This is a genomic window from Sorangium sp. So ce693 (genome assembly GCF_051521375.1).
Lineage (GTDB): Bacteria > Myxococcota_A > Polyangia > Polyangiales > Polyangiaceae > Sorangium > Sorangium atrum.
Window position 1 is genome coordinate 3,990,099 of the sequence record NZ_CP150347.1, and the last position, 16,625, is coordinate 4,006,723.

The 16,625-nt window shown below is 69.5% G+C and carries 10 protein-coding genes; 8 read left to right on the forward strand and 2 right to left on the reverse strand.

What is annotated here, in order from left to right:
- The first annotated feature begins 213 nt into the window (after positions 1 to 213).
- From WMF14_RS15225 to WMF14_RS15260, 8 genes are all read left to right on the forward strand, one after another.
- The gene (locus WMF14_RS15225) at positions 214 to 1,206 is read left to right on the forward strand and encodes a hypothetical protein (RefSeq protein WP_437801690.1); all 993 of its coding nucleotides are present in this window, start codon (positions 214 to 216) and stop codon (positions 1,204 to 1,206) included.
- A 297-nt stretch (positions 1,207 to 1,503) separates the two neighbouring features.
- Entirely contained in the window at positions 1,504 to 2,937 is a 1,434-nt protein-coding gene (locus WMF14_RS15230) for a hypothetical protein (protein WP_437804216.1), read from the forward strand.
- Entirely contained in the window at positions 2,934 to 5,144 is a 2,211-nt protein-coding gene (locus tag WMF14_RS15235; protein WP_437801692.1) for a hypothetical protein, read from the forward strand. Before WMF14_RS15230 ends, WMF14_RS15235 begins: the two co-directional genes overlap by 4 nt.
- Entirely contained in the window at positions 5,141 to 6,199 is a 1,059-nt protein-coding gene (locus WMF14_RS15240; RefSeq protein ID WP_437801694.1) for a hypothetical protein, read from the forward strand. Before WMF14_RS15235 ends, WMF14_RS15240 begins: the two co-directional genes overlap by 4 nt.
- 309 nt (positions 6,200 to 6,508) lie before the next feature.
- Positions 6,509 to 7,630, forward strand: coding sequence for a hypothetical protein (locus tag WMF14_RS15245; protein WP_437801696.1), 1,122 nt, complete (start codon positions 6,509 to 6,511; stop codon positions 7,628 to 7,630).
- Between the two features lie 30 nt (positions 7,631 to 7,660).
- Positions 7,661 to 8,731 (forward strand): hypothetical protein, encoded by a 1,071-nt coding sequence (locus WMF14_RS15250; protein ID WP_437801697.1) that lies wholly within the window; start codon positions 7,661 to 7,663, stop codon positions 8,729 to 8,731.
- A gap of 324 nt (positions 8,732 to 9,055) precedes the next feature.
- The gene (locus tag WMF14_RS15255; protein ID WP_437801699.1) at positions 9,056 to 14,506 is read left to right on the forward strand and encodes a trifunctional serine/threonine-protein kinase/ATP-binding protein/sensor histidine kinase; all 5,451 of its coding nucleotides are present in this window, start codon (positions 9,056 to 9,058) and stop codon (positions 14,504 to 14,506) included.
- A gap of 14 nt (positions 14,507 to 14,520) precedes the next feature.
- Entirely contained in the window at positions 14,521 to 15,018 is a 498-nt protein-coding gene (locus WMF14_RS15260; protein WP_272103658.1) for a response regulator, read from the forward strand.
- Here the strand turns inward: WMF14_RS15260 and WMF14_RS15265 are convergent, their stop codons facing one another.
- Positions 15,019 to 15,495 carry a sensor histidine kinase gene (locus WMF14_RS15265; RefSeq protein ID WP_437801702.1) on the reverse strand — a complete coding sequence of 159 codons (477 nt, stop codon included), beginning with the start codon at positions 15,493 to 15,495 and terminating at the stop codon, positions 15,019 to 15,021. It abuts the gene before it with no gap.
- The gene (locus tag WMF14_RS15270; RefSeq protein WP_437801704.1) at positions 15,492 to 16,430 is read right to left on the reverse strand and encodes a PAS domain-containing protein; all 939 of its coding nucleotides are present in this window, start codon (positions 16,428 to 16,430) and stop codon (positions 15,492 to 15,494) included. Before WMF14_RS15270 ends, WMF14_RS15265 begins: the two co-directional genes overlap by 4 nt.
- Between the last annotated feature and the right edge of the window lie 195 nt (positions 16,431 to 16,625).

Genomic DNA, 16,625 nt, shown 5'->3' on the forward strand with positions numbered 1-16,625 from the left:
GGATGCAGATGGCTTCCGAGCGGATGACGATGACGTCCATTTCAGATGACGACGGCCCCCTCCCGGAATGACGACGCCCTCCGCCGCGATGCCGACGATTCTGCGCCGCGCGCTTGCGCGTCGCCATCCACGGGCACGCTCCGCTAGCTGGCGCCATGGCCAAAACTTGCCACCCGGTCGACATGCCGCTCCGCACCCCCTTAGCCTGCGCTGATGGCCAAACCTACCTCTCGTCCCGAAGAGACCGACGACAACGATCCCACGCTCGAATCCCTGGCCGAGCGGCTCGGCAAGCCGGAGCCAGGCATCATCGAGGCATTGCTCGACGGCACGACCGAATCCCAGCTCGTCGAGCGAGGGCGGCAGATCGCCTCTTCACGTGTCTTGACCGACCTGCGCCGCCTCTACGCGACGGCGCACGCGTGCTGGTCGAGCGCGTCGAAGGACAAGCGGGAGAAGCTGCGCGGCTTCTCGCCGGAGCTGCTCGCGCTCGCCGTCGACCAGGCGCTCGCGCTGGAGCGGCTGCTCGAGGCGCACGAGAGCGCCGGGCAGAAGAAGGACGCGGCGCGCGCCACGACGGACGCGGCGCTGCGGGAGCGGCACTCGCGCGCGCTGCTCCTGCGCGATCAGGCCTACGAGGTCCTGCGCGGCGTCGCCGGTTCGGGCAAGGAGGCGCGCGAAGAGCTCGCGCAGGCGGTCGGCACCGCGGAAGATCCGGGCGCGCTCGCGCGCGGGCTCACGCAGCTCGCCGCGCTCGGCAAGCGTTACCTCGCGCAGAAGAAGGGCCCCCTCGCCGTGCGCGCCAAGCTGATGCGGCTCGACCAGGACTACGTCGCGCGCCTCGAAGATACCGCCGAGGAGCTCACCCAGGCGGCGAAGACCGCGGCCGCGCGCCCTGCGGGCCAGAAGGTCACGAGCGGCGACCTCGACCGGGCCGACGGCATCAACCTGATCCTCCTCGAGCAGATCGTGCGGGTGTTCGAGCGCGCCAACGAGCAGGATCCGACCATCCCGCGCCTCGTTCCCATCGCGACACGGCGGCTCTTCAGCCGGAGCACCAGGAAGAAGGCGACCGAGACGCCCGGCGGAGGAGGCGGCGCCGCTGGCAGCGGCAGCGCTGGAAGTGGCAGCGCTGGAAGTGGCAGCGCCGGCGGCGCGCCGCAGGACGAGGAAGATCCGGTCGAAGGCGACGACGTGCCGGCCTGAGCCCAGAGCGCCCTGATCGGATCCGAGCATCGACCGAGGGCTCCGGCTGCAACCTGGGCCCTCTTCCCTTCTGTCACGCCCTTGCCGGCGACTTCACGGGCGGCCCCTCGCCCGCGGCCAGTTTGCATCCATTTTCCGTGGATTTCCGTGGATCTGCGTGGCCAGCCACGTGCTCCTCGGCCGAGCAATGTCCTACCGCTTTCGTGAGGGCGCTTGCGCCTGGAGAACGTGCGGGTGAGCGTGCTTTGGCGAGAAAAATCGCGGGGTGGAGGCAATGAGATGAGAACGGCGCGATTGGTGACGATCGTTGCGGCGGCCCTTGCCGCCCTGGTGCTTGGTGCGACGGCGCCGGCGTGCCTGTGGGATCACGAGGAGCCCCTGAGCGGGTGGATCTGCGCGATACCGAATACCGGCGTTGTCGAGCACTGCGTCGACGCGAGCGAGGGCCCGGCCAGCGCGTGGAACAAGGCCGAAGCGGACGGCGAGCTGCCGATATTCATGTGGGCGCGGTGGTCGGGTCGCGTGACGCCCGACGAGCTCATCGCGAACGAGGCGGAGCTCGGGGCCTGGTTCGATACCATCGATCGGGTCGTGTCCTATGTGCGCGACGAGAGGAAGCACGCCGAGTCGCTCCGGGCGACGCTCCACGGCGAGCTCGGTAAGCTGCTCCGGCTGATCAGGGATAGCCAGGAGGAGGCCCTCCAGGCCGATCCGATCCATGCGGCCGACAACTTCAACGAGGCGATGACCGGCAAGGCGAGCGCCGAGCAGGAGCCCCTCGCCGCAGCGATCGGCGCGGACAAGCTGGCGATGGCCGCCGTGCAGGCCGTCCTCGATCGAGCCCGGGACGAGGGCGCGCCGCTGCAATCGAGGTACGCGGGCGCGGCGGCGCGCTTCGCCGCGTACCGCGCGACCGAGGCGGCGGAGACGGCGGCGTATGCGGCGCTCTCGGCGCAGGCGTCGCGATCGGCGATCGACGAGCTCGACGGCGTGGAGCGGGCGGTGCTCGCGGCGGCGCGCGAGGCGAGCCGCGCGCCGAGCGAGCTCGCCGCGGAGGTGATGACGCTGTCGGCGGAGCTCCAGGCGCTCGCGGTCTCGTTCGACGAGGCGATCGCGCCGCACAGGGAGGTCCTTGCGACGCACGGCGCGGTGGTGCCGGACATGACGTCGGGGGCGCTGCGCTCGCTGAGCGCGATGCTGGGCTACGCGCAGCGGCGGGTCGCCCGGAGCGACGCGACGGCGACGACGCTGCTCGGCGGCATCGCGCTGCGCCGGCAGGCGCTCGTCGCGCTGAAGGCAGACGAGGGGGTGCGCGAGGCGAGCGCGCGGTCGCGGCTCCGCCGGGCCTCGGAGGCGTTCAGCGAGGGAGCGCGCGCGCGGGCGGCGGCGCTGTCGGCGGCGCCGCCGATGAGCGAGAAGCTGGGGCTGCCGCTCTTGGCCGAGCGGTGCGGGGAGCTCTTGGCGCTGGTGCAGATGCGGCCGCTCTGCGAGGCGGCGTCGTCCTCGTGGCGAGAGGCGGGGTGTGCGGCGCTCCGAGGGCGGTTCGACGCCGCGGAGGCCGAGCTCAGGACGGGCTTGCCGCAGAAGATCGCGGCGGGCCTCGCGGCGCTGCGGGAGAAGGGGATGGGCGCGGCGGAGCTCGACGCGGCTCAGGCGAGGCTCGACGCTGGCGACGTGAAGGGCGCCGCGATCGCGTATGACGCCGCCGTGCGCGGCGCGGAGGGGACATGAGCGGCTCGAAGGATGTTGCGCAGCGCGGGCGGAGCGCCGCGGTGTTCCAGAGGCTCGTCGCGCTGGTCACGGCGCTGGCGGTGCTGGCGCCGTCGTTCGCGTGGGCCGGCACGCCGTACACCATCCTCTGGAGCAACCGCCAGGACGTCGACTCGTGCGCGAGCGGCGAGCTGGAGACGGAGGGTGACGCCCTCTTCGAGGTGAACCAGACGCCCCTGCCCACCTACGGGATCCCGGGCGCGCTGCAGGTCGAAGGCGATGGCTCTCGGAGCAACACGCTCGAGGCGGGGTTCGACTCGGTGCTGCTCCTCACGGGGGCCAACCAGTTCGACTTCGGGGTCCACACCGTCAACGGGGGCAACTGGTGTACCCACGCGCACGACGTGGTGCACCTCGTCTCGGAGCCGCTCGGGCTGAACAAGCCGCTCTTCGACATCCGCCGCGATGGGACCGGCTTCAATGGCAGCACCGTCGCCGACCTCAGCCTCGCGGAGATCAACCCCGCGCTCGCGCGCGACATCGCGGAGCTGGAGGTCGCCATCGGCAAGCTGATGGAGGCGATCCTCCGGAACGCCGCCAAGATAGCGGACCTCCGGGCGCGGATGGATCTGCTGCGGCAGCTCGACACCGAGCTGCACGACCTGGTGAGCCGGCCGCTGGACGAGATCTCGCGGACCGATCTCGACGCGATCCTCGACCGCTACGAGGACGTGGTCGACCCGGCTACGCGGGCGGCGATGGAGCAGCTCGTCGACGACCTGAAGAAGAGCGTCAGCGACCTGGAGGACGAGCTCGGGCGGCTGATCGACGAGTTCGGCGCGCAGGCCGACGAGGTGGCGGACCTCGCGACGCAGGACGCGCGCGCCGAGGGATGGAACCCGGACGACCCGTGGGCGTATGCGCTCGGGGAGAGCGAGGTGCCGTGGGTCGAGGTGCCGGACATCGCCGAGGTAGAGGGAGCGTTCGAGGAGGGGAGGGACCCGTATGCGGCGTACGCCGACGGCGTGATCGCGGCGCTGGAGGCCGACGTGAGCGGCGACGTGGTGGTCGCGCGGGCGGACTTCGTGGCGAACGTGAGGGCGTGGCGAGCGAACAGCGCGGCGCTGGAGATCGCGCTGCGCGACCGGATGGGGGTGTCGGTTGCGGAGACGAACGCGTTCCTGAAGGCACAGAACCGGATCACGGCGGTCGTGCGGCGGTACATGGATGCGTCGGACTGGTTCGAGGACTCGCCGGTGCCGCCAGACCTGCGGGCACAGGTGGACACGGTGCTGAAGCCGCGGTTCGATGCACTGGCGGACCAGATGAAGGACAGCCTGAACCAGTGGACGGGGGACGGGCTCGACCTGGAGCAGACGCAGCTCTACCAGACGATCAGCGCGTTCGCGGGGGCGATGTCGACGATCGGCGAAGGGTTCGAGGCGTACGCGGAGGTGATGCAGACGCTGGTGCACGCGACGACGCGCATCGGCGTCGGGTTCGTGCCGGTGGTGGGGCCGGCGCTCGACCTGTGCGAGGCGGTGACGGGCAAGGCTTGGTGCTTGCCCTCGGGGGAGGAGCTCAGCGACGAGGAGCGGATCTTCTCGGGGCTGGGCTTCGGGCTCGGGGCGGTCGGGCCGATGTGGCGCGCGGTCAAGACCAGCGGTGGGCTGCGACCGGCCGCGATCCGGGTGGCCGGGGAGATCGCCGAGATCGAGGAGGCGTTCGCCAAGATCGTGAAGACGAAACGCGTCCGGGGGTACAAGAACCTCCGCGGGGCGGTCACGAAGCAGAAGAAGGTGGACATCTTCGAGAAGAAGGCGGCGAAGTTCCTGGTGGACGATGGTCGATCGCTCGTCGGGGTCGGCGACGACGCCGTGCGCGAGGTGGTCGGGATTCCGAAACACTCAAGCCCCGGTGGCTCCGAGGGCATGGCGCCCGACTTCGTCTCGATATCCAGCGGGCACAAGCTGATCGTGAGCGAAGCAAAGGGCGGCGGAACGATCCCGGTCGGCGACGTGCTCGATCAGCTCACGAATGCGATGAAGGCGCTGAAGGACAAGGGGCTGGAGGGAGACGTGGCTCGGCTTGAGCTCATCATGGAGCAGGGGGCGAAGTTCGAGCCGAAGAAGTTCACCGTCAAGGACGGCTACCTGTTCGATTGGGACGCTGGCGAGACCGTTACCCTCGAGGGCTTCAACAAACCCATCATGGTGATTCGCCTATGAGCAACTCAGGACCTCGATTCTTCGCCTGGTGCGACGAGCCAGAACGGATCGATGCGCTCGCGGCGGCGCTGTCCGCGCTGGTCATCCCAGAGTATGCCATCAGCCTCATGATGAGCGCGAGCCTGAGGTGCAGGACGTGCTCCATCGACGAGGCGCTCGCCATGGTGCGCGCCCACTTCGGAGGTTTGAAGAGCGCTCACGTAGGCTCCAGCGTGAGGCCGAACGATTCCAAGCGCGTCATGAGGTTGAGCCTCGCGTGCTACCCTGAAGAAAGCGAGCGTGACCATCCTTACGGCCCCCTGAATGCGAAGGCGGGCGAACGCAAGTGGGATTTTTACCCCTACGAGATCCCCGTGGGCAGGGGCCCCCGCTCCGTGGAGGCCGAGGCCGCAGCCGCCTACCATGTGGTCCAGGGCGACGTCGAGGATCTCTTGCTCCGCCTCTGCGCGCCGGACACGAGCGGGCGCGTGCCGACCGGCGCCTGCACGGGCGAGGAGGACTGGATCGCCCCGGTCGCGATGTCCGCGACCTACAACACGAACGCCGCGGAGCTCGCGCGCGATCTGGCCCTCTCGTGGGTAAGCCTCCATGACAAGGAGAGCGTCTCGCGCATCGCAGGCACGTCGCTGGAGGCGCTCCGCGCGCGTGTCGACGCCGCGCCGCGCGGCGCGCGGGTGCCCATGAAAGGCACGAGCGAGCTCACGGGTTCGCTCTCGCGCGAGACCGTCCTCAAGGCGCTCGCGACGCCGCCGGCCACGCTGCTCGAAGCGCTCGAGGCCGCGGCGGTGCCCGATGACACGTGGCGCGCGGCCGAGCCGAAGGCGCGCGAGCTCATGGAGCTACGCCGCCAGCTCGACGACGAAGCCGCGGGGGAGGTCCCACCCGCCTTCTGGGTAGACATCACGACGCGTGAGCACACCCGCTTCCTCGAAGAGCACGCCCCCTTCCACGTCCGGCGGCTCCCGAGCGGCGGCGTGCTGCTGGCCACGCACCCGTACCGCACGCTCTGGCCGCTCTGGGCCGACGCGCTCTTCGTGCTCGGCTTGATGTCGTGACGTCAAGCCAAGCAACACGCTCGGGAGGCCGTGACGCCATGGGTCAAGATCAAGCACGGGGAATGACGGCTGGAGCCGGCCGGCAAGAGGGCCGCGATGGTCGCCGACCTGGTTCCGTGACGAAGGGAAACCAATGGTCCGTCAGCAAGGTGTAAATGATGTAGCCGTTCCGCTCAGGTCGGAGGGCATCGCGTCGTGAGTCGCGCAAGCAGCTATCGTACGCTGAGGGAGGAGCCCCTTCGCTTGTATGCGGCGTGCGACGAGGGACACAGGGTCGACGCGCTTGCGGCTGCGCTGTCCGCTCTCGTCATGCCGGGGTGGTTCGTGAGGCTCTCGATCCATCCGCTCGCCGGTCCCGATAGGTCTTACGCCGCGCTTCCCATCGAGAAAGCCGTGGAAGTGGCTCGCTCGGCCTTCGGCACGGATGTGAGCATCGGAGCGAGCTTCTGGACCATGACGAGCTTCGGCCACGGCATCCCGCTCACCATCGGCTGCGCCGACGAGAAGCACGAGCGTCGGTCCCCGGACGGTCCTCTGAGCGCATCGAGCGGCGATCATCACGATCTGCTCCCAAACAGCATCGACGTGGCTGTCGGCGCCCGCTCCGTCGAGGTCGAAGCCGCGGTGATGTCGGTGCATGTCCAGCAGGACATCAACGATTTCTTGATCCGTGTCTGCTCGAGCGAACACGTGACGACCGGCGGGTGCTCAGACCTCAATGCCTGGGGTCCACCGATCGAGCTCGCCGCAACATACCACGCGGACTCCTTCGTCGCGCGCGATCTCGCCCTGTCATGGGTGCACGTCCACGAGGGCTACAAGGTGGCGCGCGCCGCAGGCAACTCGCTCGATGCGCTCCGAGCGCGTATCGAGGCCGCGCCGCGCGGGACGCGGATCGCGGTCGCGGGCACCGTCGCGCGCGCGCGCAAGCACGCCGAGCTGGAGGATTCCGCAGAGAGGGAGAGGATGGGGCTGCTCGTGCGCGATGAACCCGATCCGCGCGCGCGCTGGAGGAAGTCCATCGAGCTCACAGAGAGGGAGGACGCGCTGCGCGCGCGCGGCGAGGTCCTGCCGCTCGGCACGCGCGTCGCGCTCGCGGGTGACGCCGAGCTGACGCGCGAGCAAGTCCTTGCAGCCCTCTCCACGCGGCCGGCCACGCTGCTTGAAGCGCTCGAAGCCTCCGCTGTGCCGGACGACGCGTGGCGCGCGATCGAGCCGATCGCGCTCGAGACCATTCAGGCAGCGAAGGAGGGTGCGCCCACCGAGAACGTGATCGTGAATACGGGAGCGCACACTCGATTCATCGAGCATCACGCCCCGTTCCACGTGCACCGCCTGCCGAGGGGCGGCGTGGTGCTGGCCACGCACCCCTACCGCACGCTCTGGCCGCTCTGGGCCGACGCGCTCTTCGCGCTCGGCCTGATGGCCTGACGCAGGCTACACCATGAGGAGGATCGAGCAATGAGAGAAGGGCCGTTTTTCTTCGCCTGGTGCGACGAGGCACAGCGGGTCGACGCGTTCGGCGCGGCGCTGTCGGCCCTCATCAAGGCGCCCCAGTACGGCATCCGCGCGATCATGGACCGCGACACGGAATGCAACACGACCTCCGTGGACGAGGTGGTCAGCATGCTCCGCGCCCACTTCGGGCGCACCGACGCCGAAGCCTACTTCGTCGCGTCGCTGAGCTACGAACACTTCGTCCATTGCATTCTTCGCTGCTTCACCGACAGGAGCGAACGCCTCAAGCCGATGGGCCCCATCCACATGCACGCCCGCGAGATCGAGGACTTTTGCCCCATGCACATGGACCTCGCCCTGGGGAGGGGCCCGCGCTCCGTGCAGGCCGAGGCCGTGCTCGCGTGGCACATGGCGCTGGAAGACATTGACGACGTCCTGCTCCGCCTCTGCGCGCCGGACGCGAGCGGGCGCGTCCCGACGGGCGGCTGCACGACAGCGCGGACTTGGCTCGCGCCGGTCGGCCTGTGCGCCACCTACAACGCAGACGCTCGCGACATCGGGCGCGATCTCGCCCTCTCGTGGATCTGCCTCCATGACAAGGAGAGGGTGTCGCGCATCGCGGGCCTGCCGCTGGAAGCGCTCCGCGCGCGGGCGGAAGCCGCGCCGCCTGGAGCGTGCGTCGCGCTGAGACATAGCAGCGGGCACTCGAGCTCGCTCTCCCGGGAAACCGTTCTCAAGGCGCTCGCGACGCCGCCCTCCGCCCTGATCGAGGCGCTCGAAGCAGCGGCGGAGAAGCCCGATGGCGCGTGGCGCGCCGCAGAGCCGCGCGCGCGTGAGATCTACGAGAGGACGCTTCCGTTCACGGGGCGCGACGGACAGGGCACGGAGACAGGCAACGGTTCGCCGCTCTTGCAGGTCGACATCACCCTCGACCACTTCGAGTTCCTGGTCGATCACGCCCGGTTCCACGTCCGTCGCCTGCCGAGCGGCGGCGTGGTGCTGGCGACCCACCCCTACCGCACGCTCTGGCCGCTCTGGGCCGATGCGCTCCTCAGGCTCGGCCTGATGTCCTGACGCAGATCGTGCCACCTCTCGCGCCTCCGGACTTCACACCCGGGCGAACGAGCGGTTGGGCAGAGTCTCGGCTCCATGCGGGCCATCGCCCTCTGTTCCCTGCTGCCTGTCTGGAGACCTCGCAGGCCCCGCCCCCAAAGTGGCACCTTGAGCCAGAACATGCATCAACGGCGGACATCCACCCACGCCGTCCCGCGAGATTCGTCCAGCCTCGAAGCGTCTTCGTGTTACTATCCAGGACACATTCGTGGTGGGGGCATGCCACGCCGTGGGCTGTTGACCGGGCCTGACCGCGCCAGAGCACGTCTGACGTCAAGGGGAGTGATGCTGACGATCTCGGGTTATCAAGCGACCGACAAGATCTACGAGAGCGGCAGCTCGCGCGTCTACCGGGGCCAGCGCGCCGGAGACGGGCGCGCCGTGATCCTCAAGCTGCTGCGCTCGGACTATCCCAGCCAGACGGAGCTCACGCGCTACCGGCATGAATACGCGGTGCTCCGCGACCTGGATGTGCCGGGCGTCGTCCGGGCGCTCGACCTGTGCAGACACGAGAACGGGCTCCTCCTCGTCCTCGAGGATTTCGGCGGCCGCTCGCTGGCGCACCACCTCCACCACCTCCAGCGCCGCCCGTTCGACGCCGCGGACTTCGTCCGGCTTGCGATCCAGATCACGCGCGCCCTTCACGAAGTGCACAGAAGCGGAATCATACACAAGGATATCAATCCGTCCAATATCGTATTCAACCGCGAGACGGGCGCCGCCAAGATCATCGACTTCGGCATCTCGACGCGGCTCTCACGGGAAGAGCTCTCGATCAAGAGCCCCGCGGTGCTCGAGGGGACCCTCGCCTACATCTCTCCCGAGCAGACCGGTCGCATGAACCGGTCGCTCGACCATCGCACCGATTTCTACTCGCTCGGAGCCACCTTCTACGAGCTCCTCACGGGCGCGCCGCCCTTCAGCGCGACGGACGCCATGGAGCTCGTCCACTGCCACGTCGCGCGCGAGCCCGCCCCGCCGCGCGCGCGCTGTCCGGGCGTGCCGGAGGTCCTGTCGGACCTCGTGATGAAGCTCATGGCGAAGGCGGCCGAGGGCCGTTACCAGAGCGCGGCGGGCCTCCTCCACGACCTGGAGGAGTGCGAGCGGCGCCTCGCGGCCACGGGCGAGATCGCCCCGTTCCCGCTGGGCCGCGCCGACGCCTCCGGCGAGCTTCGCATCCCGCAGCAGCTCTACGGGCGCGAGCGCGAGGTGCAGGCGCTGCTCGAGGCGTTCGATCGCGCGGCGCGGGGCAGCGCCGAGCTGATGCTCATCGCAGGATACTCGGGGATCGGCAAGTCCGCGCTGGCGCACGAGCTGTACAAGCCCATCACCGAGGCGCGCGGGTATTTCGTCGCGGGCAAGTACGACCAGCTCCAGCGAAGCACCCCGTACACCGCGATCACCAGCGCGTTCCGCGACCTGGTGCGGCAGATCGTCGCCGAGCCCGAGGCGCAGTTCGCGCTGTGGCGCTCGAAGATCAAGGCAGCGCTCGGGGTGAACGGGCAGGTCCTCGTCGACGTGATCCCCGAGATCGAGCGCATCGTGGGCGACCAGCCGGCCGTCCCGGCGCTGGGGCCCGCCGAGTCCCAGAACCGCTTCGTGCGCGTCCTCCAGAACTTCGTCCGCGTGTTCTGCGACGCCGAGCGCCCGCTGGCCATCTTCCTCGACGACCTGCAGTGGGCCGACGCGGCGTCCCTCAGGGTCATCGAGCTCCTGATGACGGACGCGAAGCTGCGCGGCCTGCTCGTGATCGGCGCCTACCGCGACAACGAGGTCGGGGCCGCGCACCCGCTCTCGGCCGCGATCGCCGCGCTTCGACGGGAAGGGGCGGTCGGTCGGGTGCACGAGATCTCTCCGGGGCCGCTCGGCACCGAGATGGTCTGCCGGATGCTCGCGGACGCGCTGCGCGCGGACGCCGCGGCGGTCATGCCGCTCGCCGCACTGGTCGCGCGGAAGACGGGCGGCAACCCGTTCTTCGTCAACGAGTTCCTCCGCACGCTGCGCCACACCGGGTGCCTGCGGTACGACGCCGGGCTCGCGGCGTGGACGTGGGACGTCGAGCACATCGAGTCCAGGAACATCACGGACAACGTCGTCGACCTGATGATCGGCAAGCTCCGGGAGCTCCCCGAGGCCACGCAGCGAGCGCTCATGTCGGCGTCCTGCCTCGGCAACCGCTTCGACCTGGGCAGGCTCGCGGTCATCCGCGAGGAGACGCGCGGCGATGCCTACCGGCACCTCGTGCCCGCGCTGCAGGAGGGCCTCATCGTCCCGCTCTCCCCGATGGAGTCCGCGGCTCCCGACGATCTCGCCGCGCCGCTCGTCTTCCCGGACTACAGGTTCCTCCACGATCGCGTCCAGCAGGCCGCGTACGCCATGATCGAGGACGGCGAGCGCAGCGGCCTCCACGCCGACATCGGCCGGCTCCTCCTGCGGAGCCTGGGCGGGCGCGCCCCCGAGGAGAAGGTCTTCGACGTCGTCTACCACCTGAACCGCGGCGCCGACCTGCTGAGCGACGCCGCGGAGCAGCGGCGCCTCGCGGAGCTGAACCTGCTCGCGGGCCGGCGCGCGCTGCTCTCCGCCGCCTTCGACGCGGCGCGCGGCTACTTCGCCCGAGGCCTCTCGCTCCTGCCCGCGAGCGCATGGCAGGGCGATCCTGCGCTGATGAGCGCGCTCCACGTCGGCGCGGCCGAGGCGGCGTGCATGAACGCCGACTGGGGCGCGATGAAGGAGCTCGTCGACGCCGCCCTGTGCGAGATCCACGACGTCATCCACAGGAGCAAGCTCTACGAGCTCCTGATCCTCTATCACCACACCCAGGCGGAGTTCCGGAAGGCCGTGGACATCGCCGTGGAGGCGCTCGCGCAGCTCGGAGAGACGTTCCCGGCGAGCCCCGGCATGCAGGACTTCCTCGACGCCTACACGAAGACGACGAAGCAGGTCGCCGAGATCGGCCTCGAGCGCCTCGGCCAGCTCGCCCCGATGACGGAGGCGCCGAAGCAAGCCGCGCTCGTGATCCTCCGGCGCGCGATCCATGCGTCCTACTTCGCCGCGCCGGAGATGCTCGGGCTCTTCATCTGCCGCGCGCTCGACCTGACGATGGATCACGGCGAGTCGCCGCTCTCGTCCTATGCGTTCGCGGCGTTCAGCGTGCTCGTCAACGCCGGCGTTGGCGACATCGCGACGGGATCCCAGTTCGGTGAGCTGGCCATCGCGGTGCACCGGCGCCGGGACGAGCCGTTCTACAAGGCGAGCGTCTACAACTTCTATTACGGGCTCTCGCGGCACTTCTACCGTCCGGCCCGCGAGAGCCAGGCGCCGCTCATCGAAGGATACCTGAGCTACGCGGAGAACGGCGACGCCGAGAGCGCCGCGTACTGCCTGATCAACGCCTTCGTCTGCGGCGCCGTCTCCGGGCAGAACCTCATGGACCTCGAGTCGATGTTCGACAGGTACATCGAGGAGGTGTTCAGGTTCAAGCAAGAGCAGGTCATCAACCAGCTCAGCGTGTGGCGGCAGGTCATCCGGAACCTCACCGGCAGGTCCGAGCACGCGGCGAAGATCGAGGGAGAGTTCTTCGACGCCGAGCAGGCGCTCCCGGGCCTCTACGCGACAAAGAACTTCAACACCGTCAATTACATTCATACGGCGCAGGCCATGCTCTATTTCGTGTTTGGCGAATACGAGCTCGCCTACAAGCACGCTGCCGAGACGGAGCCGACCCTCGGCGCGAGCACGGGCAAGGTGTTCACGCCGCTGCACACCTTCTATTACTCGCTTGCCATGACCGCGCTCTACCCGGCGGCCTCGCCGGAGGACAAGGCGCGCTACCGCGCGAAGCTGTCGGAGAACCAGGCGAAGCTCAGGGCGCTGTCCGCGACGTGCGCCAGCAACTTCCTGCACCGGTACCTGCTCGTGGAGGCCGAGCTCGCGCGGCTCGACGGCCGCGCGGCCGAGGCCCTCGACCTGTACGACCGCGCCATCGCGTCCGCCTCGGAGCACGACTACGTGAACGAGGCCGCGGTGGCCTGCGAGCTGGCGGGGCGGTTCTGGCTCGCGCAGGGGAAAGAGAAGCTCGCGCGCGTGTACCTCGCGGACGCGAGTTACCACTACAGACTCTGGGGCGCCGTCCGCAAGGCGCAGGACCTGGAGGAGCGGTATCCGCAGCTCGCCGCGCGCGAGGCGCACTCTCAGCGATCCTCGGAGATCGCGCCCTCGCGGACGTTCGTCACGACCACGTCGCTCGGCGCATCGCGCCTCGATCTACGGACGGTCCTGAAGGCGGCGCAGGCGATCTCCGGGGAGATCGTGCTCGACAAGCTCCTCGCCAAGCTCCTGTCGGTCGCCATGGAGAACGCCGGCGCCCAGCGCGGCTGCCTCGTCCTCCGGGACAGCGACGGCCTGCGGATCGAGGCCGAGGTCGACTGGACGGACGGCCGCGACGACACGCGCTTCCCGGGGCTGCCCCTCGACAAGGCCGCGGCGCACGATCGCCCGCTCGTCTGGGCCGCTGTCGTGCAGTACGTCGCGCGGACGGGCCAGTGCGTCGTCCTCTCCGACGCCTCGACGGACCGGCAGTTCCAGCGCGACGACTACGTCGCGCAGCGCTGTCCGAGGTCGGTCCTGTGCACGCCCATCGTCCACCATAACGACCTTTACGGCGCCATCTACCTCGAGAACAACACGGCGACCGGGACGTTCACCCAGGATCGGCTGGAGCTCCTCTCGATGCTGTCCTCGCAGATGGCGATCTCCATCGAGAACGCGAAGCTCTACACGGGCGTGGAGCAGAAGGTCCGCGAGCGCACGGCGGAGCTCCAGCAGGCCCACGCGACGATCGTCCGGCTGGAGCGGGAGGCGGTCGAGAACCAGATGGCGGGCGGCTTCGCGCACGAGATGCGCAACGCCCTCTCCGGAGCCGCCATGGTGCTCGAGTCCGTGACCCAGGGCGGCGAGACGCTGTGCGCGAAGAACGCAGCCCGGCTCGGCGAGCTCTTCGACTTGCTCAAGGGCGACATCCCGGAGGGAAAGATCAAGGCGGCCATCGCCTATCTGGGCGAGCTCGAGGAGGCCGAGGAGACGCTCGACAGCGTGCTCCGCATGGTGGGCGACTGCACGGAGCGCGCGCTGAGCGTCACGAACAGGATCCTGGAGTACTCGAAGCTCGGCGTCGCGCTCGCCGGCGACGAGGTCGTGAGCCTCCGCCGCGTCATCGAGTCGGTTGCGGCGCGGCACCGCGACGAGTTCGCGCGCCAGGGCGTTTCGGTCGAGCTCGATCTCCGGGGCGGCTCGGTGGTCGTCGGGTACGAGTCGCACTTCGACTCCATCGTGAGCAACATCGTCCTGAACGCGCGCGACGCGCTGCTCCTTGTCGGCGACGGCCGCGGCCGGCGGATGCGGGTCGAGACGATCGACGAGGGGGAGCTCCAGGTCATCACCATCAGCGATAACGCGGACGGGATCTCGTCCGAGGATCTCTCGAAGATCTTCCAGCCGTTCTTCTCGACGAAGCCGACGACCGGCGTGGGCCTGGGGCTCAGCTTCGTCTCCCGCCTCGTCGCGATGTACCGCGGGACCATCGACGTCGAGAGCGCCGCCGAGCGCGGAACGACGTTCGTCGTCCGGCTTCCGCGCGCGGCGCTCGACCAACCGCCGCAACCGCCGCAACCGCCGCAACCGCTGCACCCGGCCGGCGCGCCCGTCGGCCGGATCGAACTCAACCTCTCCGGGAATTGAAAGGAGGCGCCAAGATGACATCGGCGAAATTCACCAGGCGCTTCCGCGAAGCTTCGGACGAGGCGCCGGAGGAGCCTGGCAAGGAGCGGCCGATCGTGGTCGTGATCGACGACGACCCGCGGATGCGGTCCGCGCTCGCGTTCACGATGCGGCATGACTACGACGTGCGGCTGTACGCGAGCGCGCAGGAGGGCATCGCCGCGATGACGGAGATGGTCAGCCTGGTCATCCTGGATATCCGCATGCCGGGTATCGACGGGCTCACTGCCTACCTGAAGATCAAGGCGCTGTTCCCGAAGGTGCCGATCATCTTCTACACCGCGTTCCAGGACATCCTGGAGAAGCAAGACCTGCTCTCGACCCACAAGGCGTTCGGCTATTTCGACAAGAATGGCGACGTGTCGGGGCTCATGGCGGCGGTCGAGAAGGCCGTCCAGCATCACAGCCTGGTCTCCAGCATGGCGAGCGCGCAGAAGCTCGTGCGCGGGATCATGCCCCCTGACGCGAGCTGATCAGCGGCCGGCGTGCTGCCGCGCGCGCGGCAGCTCGACCGTGAACATCGCGCCCTCGCCCAGGCGGCTCTCCACGCGGACCGCGCCGCCCATCGCCTCCGCCGCCTCGCGCACGATCCAGAGCCCCAGCCCGAACCCGCTGTAATGGCGCGACGTCGTCGCCCGCTGAAAGCGGCGGAAGATCCGCTCGTGATCGGCCGCCGCGATGCCGATCCCGCGGTCGCGGACGGTGAGGCGCGCCATGTCGCCGGACGCCTCGAGCGCCACGTCGACGGGCTTGCCGCCGCCGTACTTGGACGCGTTGGAGAGCAGGTTGGTGATGATCTGCTCGAGCCGCACCGGGTCCCAGTGCCCGTTGACGGCGCTCGGCGCGTCGACGGTGATCGGACAGGCCGCGCGCCGGAGCAGCGCCGCCTGCCCGCTCAGGGTGTCCCGGAGGAGCGCGCTGAGATCGACCTCCCGCGGCGCCACCGTCATCGGCGCCGCCGTGATCTGCGAGATATCGAGCAGCTCCTCGACGAGGCGGTGCAGCCTGCCTGGTTGAAGGTGGCGCGAAAGCGCTCCTCGCTCCTCCTCAGCTCCTCCTCGGAGCGCTTGCGCTCCGTGATGTCGTGGAATGACGTGACCACCGCGTACGGGATGGACTCGCTCGGGCGGAGCAACGGCTGCGAGTTGATGGAGATCCACGCCATTTCGCCCTCCGGGCGGTGGACCCCCATGATCACGTTCTTCTGCGGCGCCCCCGTGCGGAGCGTCACGATGGCCGGGTGCAGGTCGCCGTTGAACGCAGAGCCGTCCTCGTGGACGGCCCTCCAGCGGGGATCGCGGCTCTCCCGGCCCGCCATCGCCGCGGACGTGAGCCCGAGGATGCGCTCGGCGCTCGCATTGCACGCCTGGATCGCGCCGCTCGCGTCCTGGAGGACGATCCCCTCGTCGAGGGCGGCGATCACGGAACGATAGCGCTCCTCGCTCCTCCGGAGCGCCGCTTCCGTCGCCCTCCGCTCCGTGACGTCGGCGCAGATCATGAGCAGGGTGGTGACGCGGCCGCCGCGCAGGATGGGGCTGATCCTCGCCTCATAGCACGCCGGCTGGCCGTGCTCGCTGGGGATCGTGCACTCGCAGCTGTCGGGCGCCCCCGACCGCACGACGCGCTCGACGCAGGAGCGGGCCGCCTCTCGCGTCTCCGGCGCGATGTGCTCGTAGACGCTCGTCCGCAGGAGGCTCGTCGAGCTCACCCTCGGCAGCGCGCGGCCGGAGAGCAGGATCGTGCCGTCCGGGGAGATCACCAGGATGCAATCGGATGCGCTGTCCAGGATCGCCTGCAGCAACACCTCGGCGCCGCCGAGCTCGGCCAGCTGTCGCTTGAGCGCGTCGGCGGCGCCTTCTTCCGCGGATTTCCCCAGCGCAGCCACGCTCTATGCATTGTTACCACAGGTCGCGCGCGCAACCGCACGGACGAGGTCGCGTCGGCTGACGGGGCCCGCGCGGGGCCCGCATCGCCGAGGTCTCCGGCGTCGTTTCTCGGCGCGAGGAGCGCGCCGGCGGGTGGCGAAACGCCGCGCGCGCCACTACGCAAACCTCCGGGCGAGGACGACGATGCGGAGCAC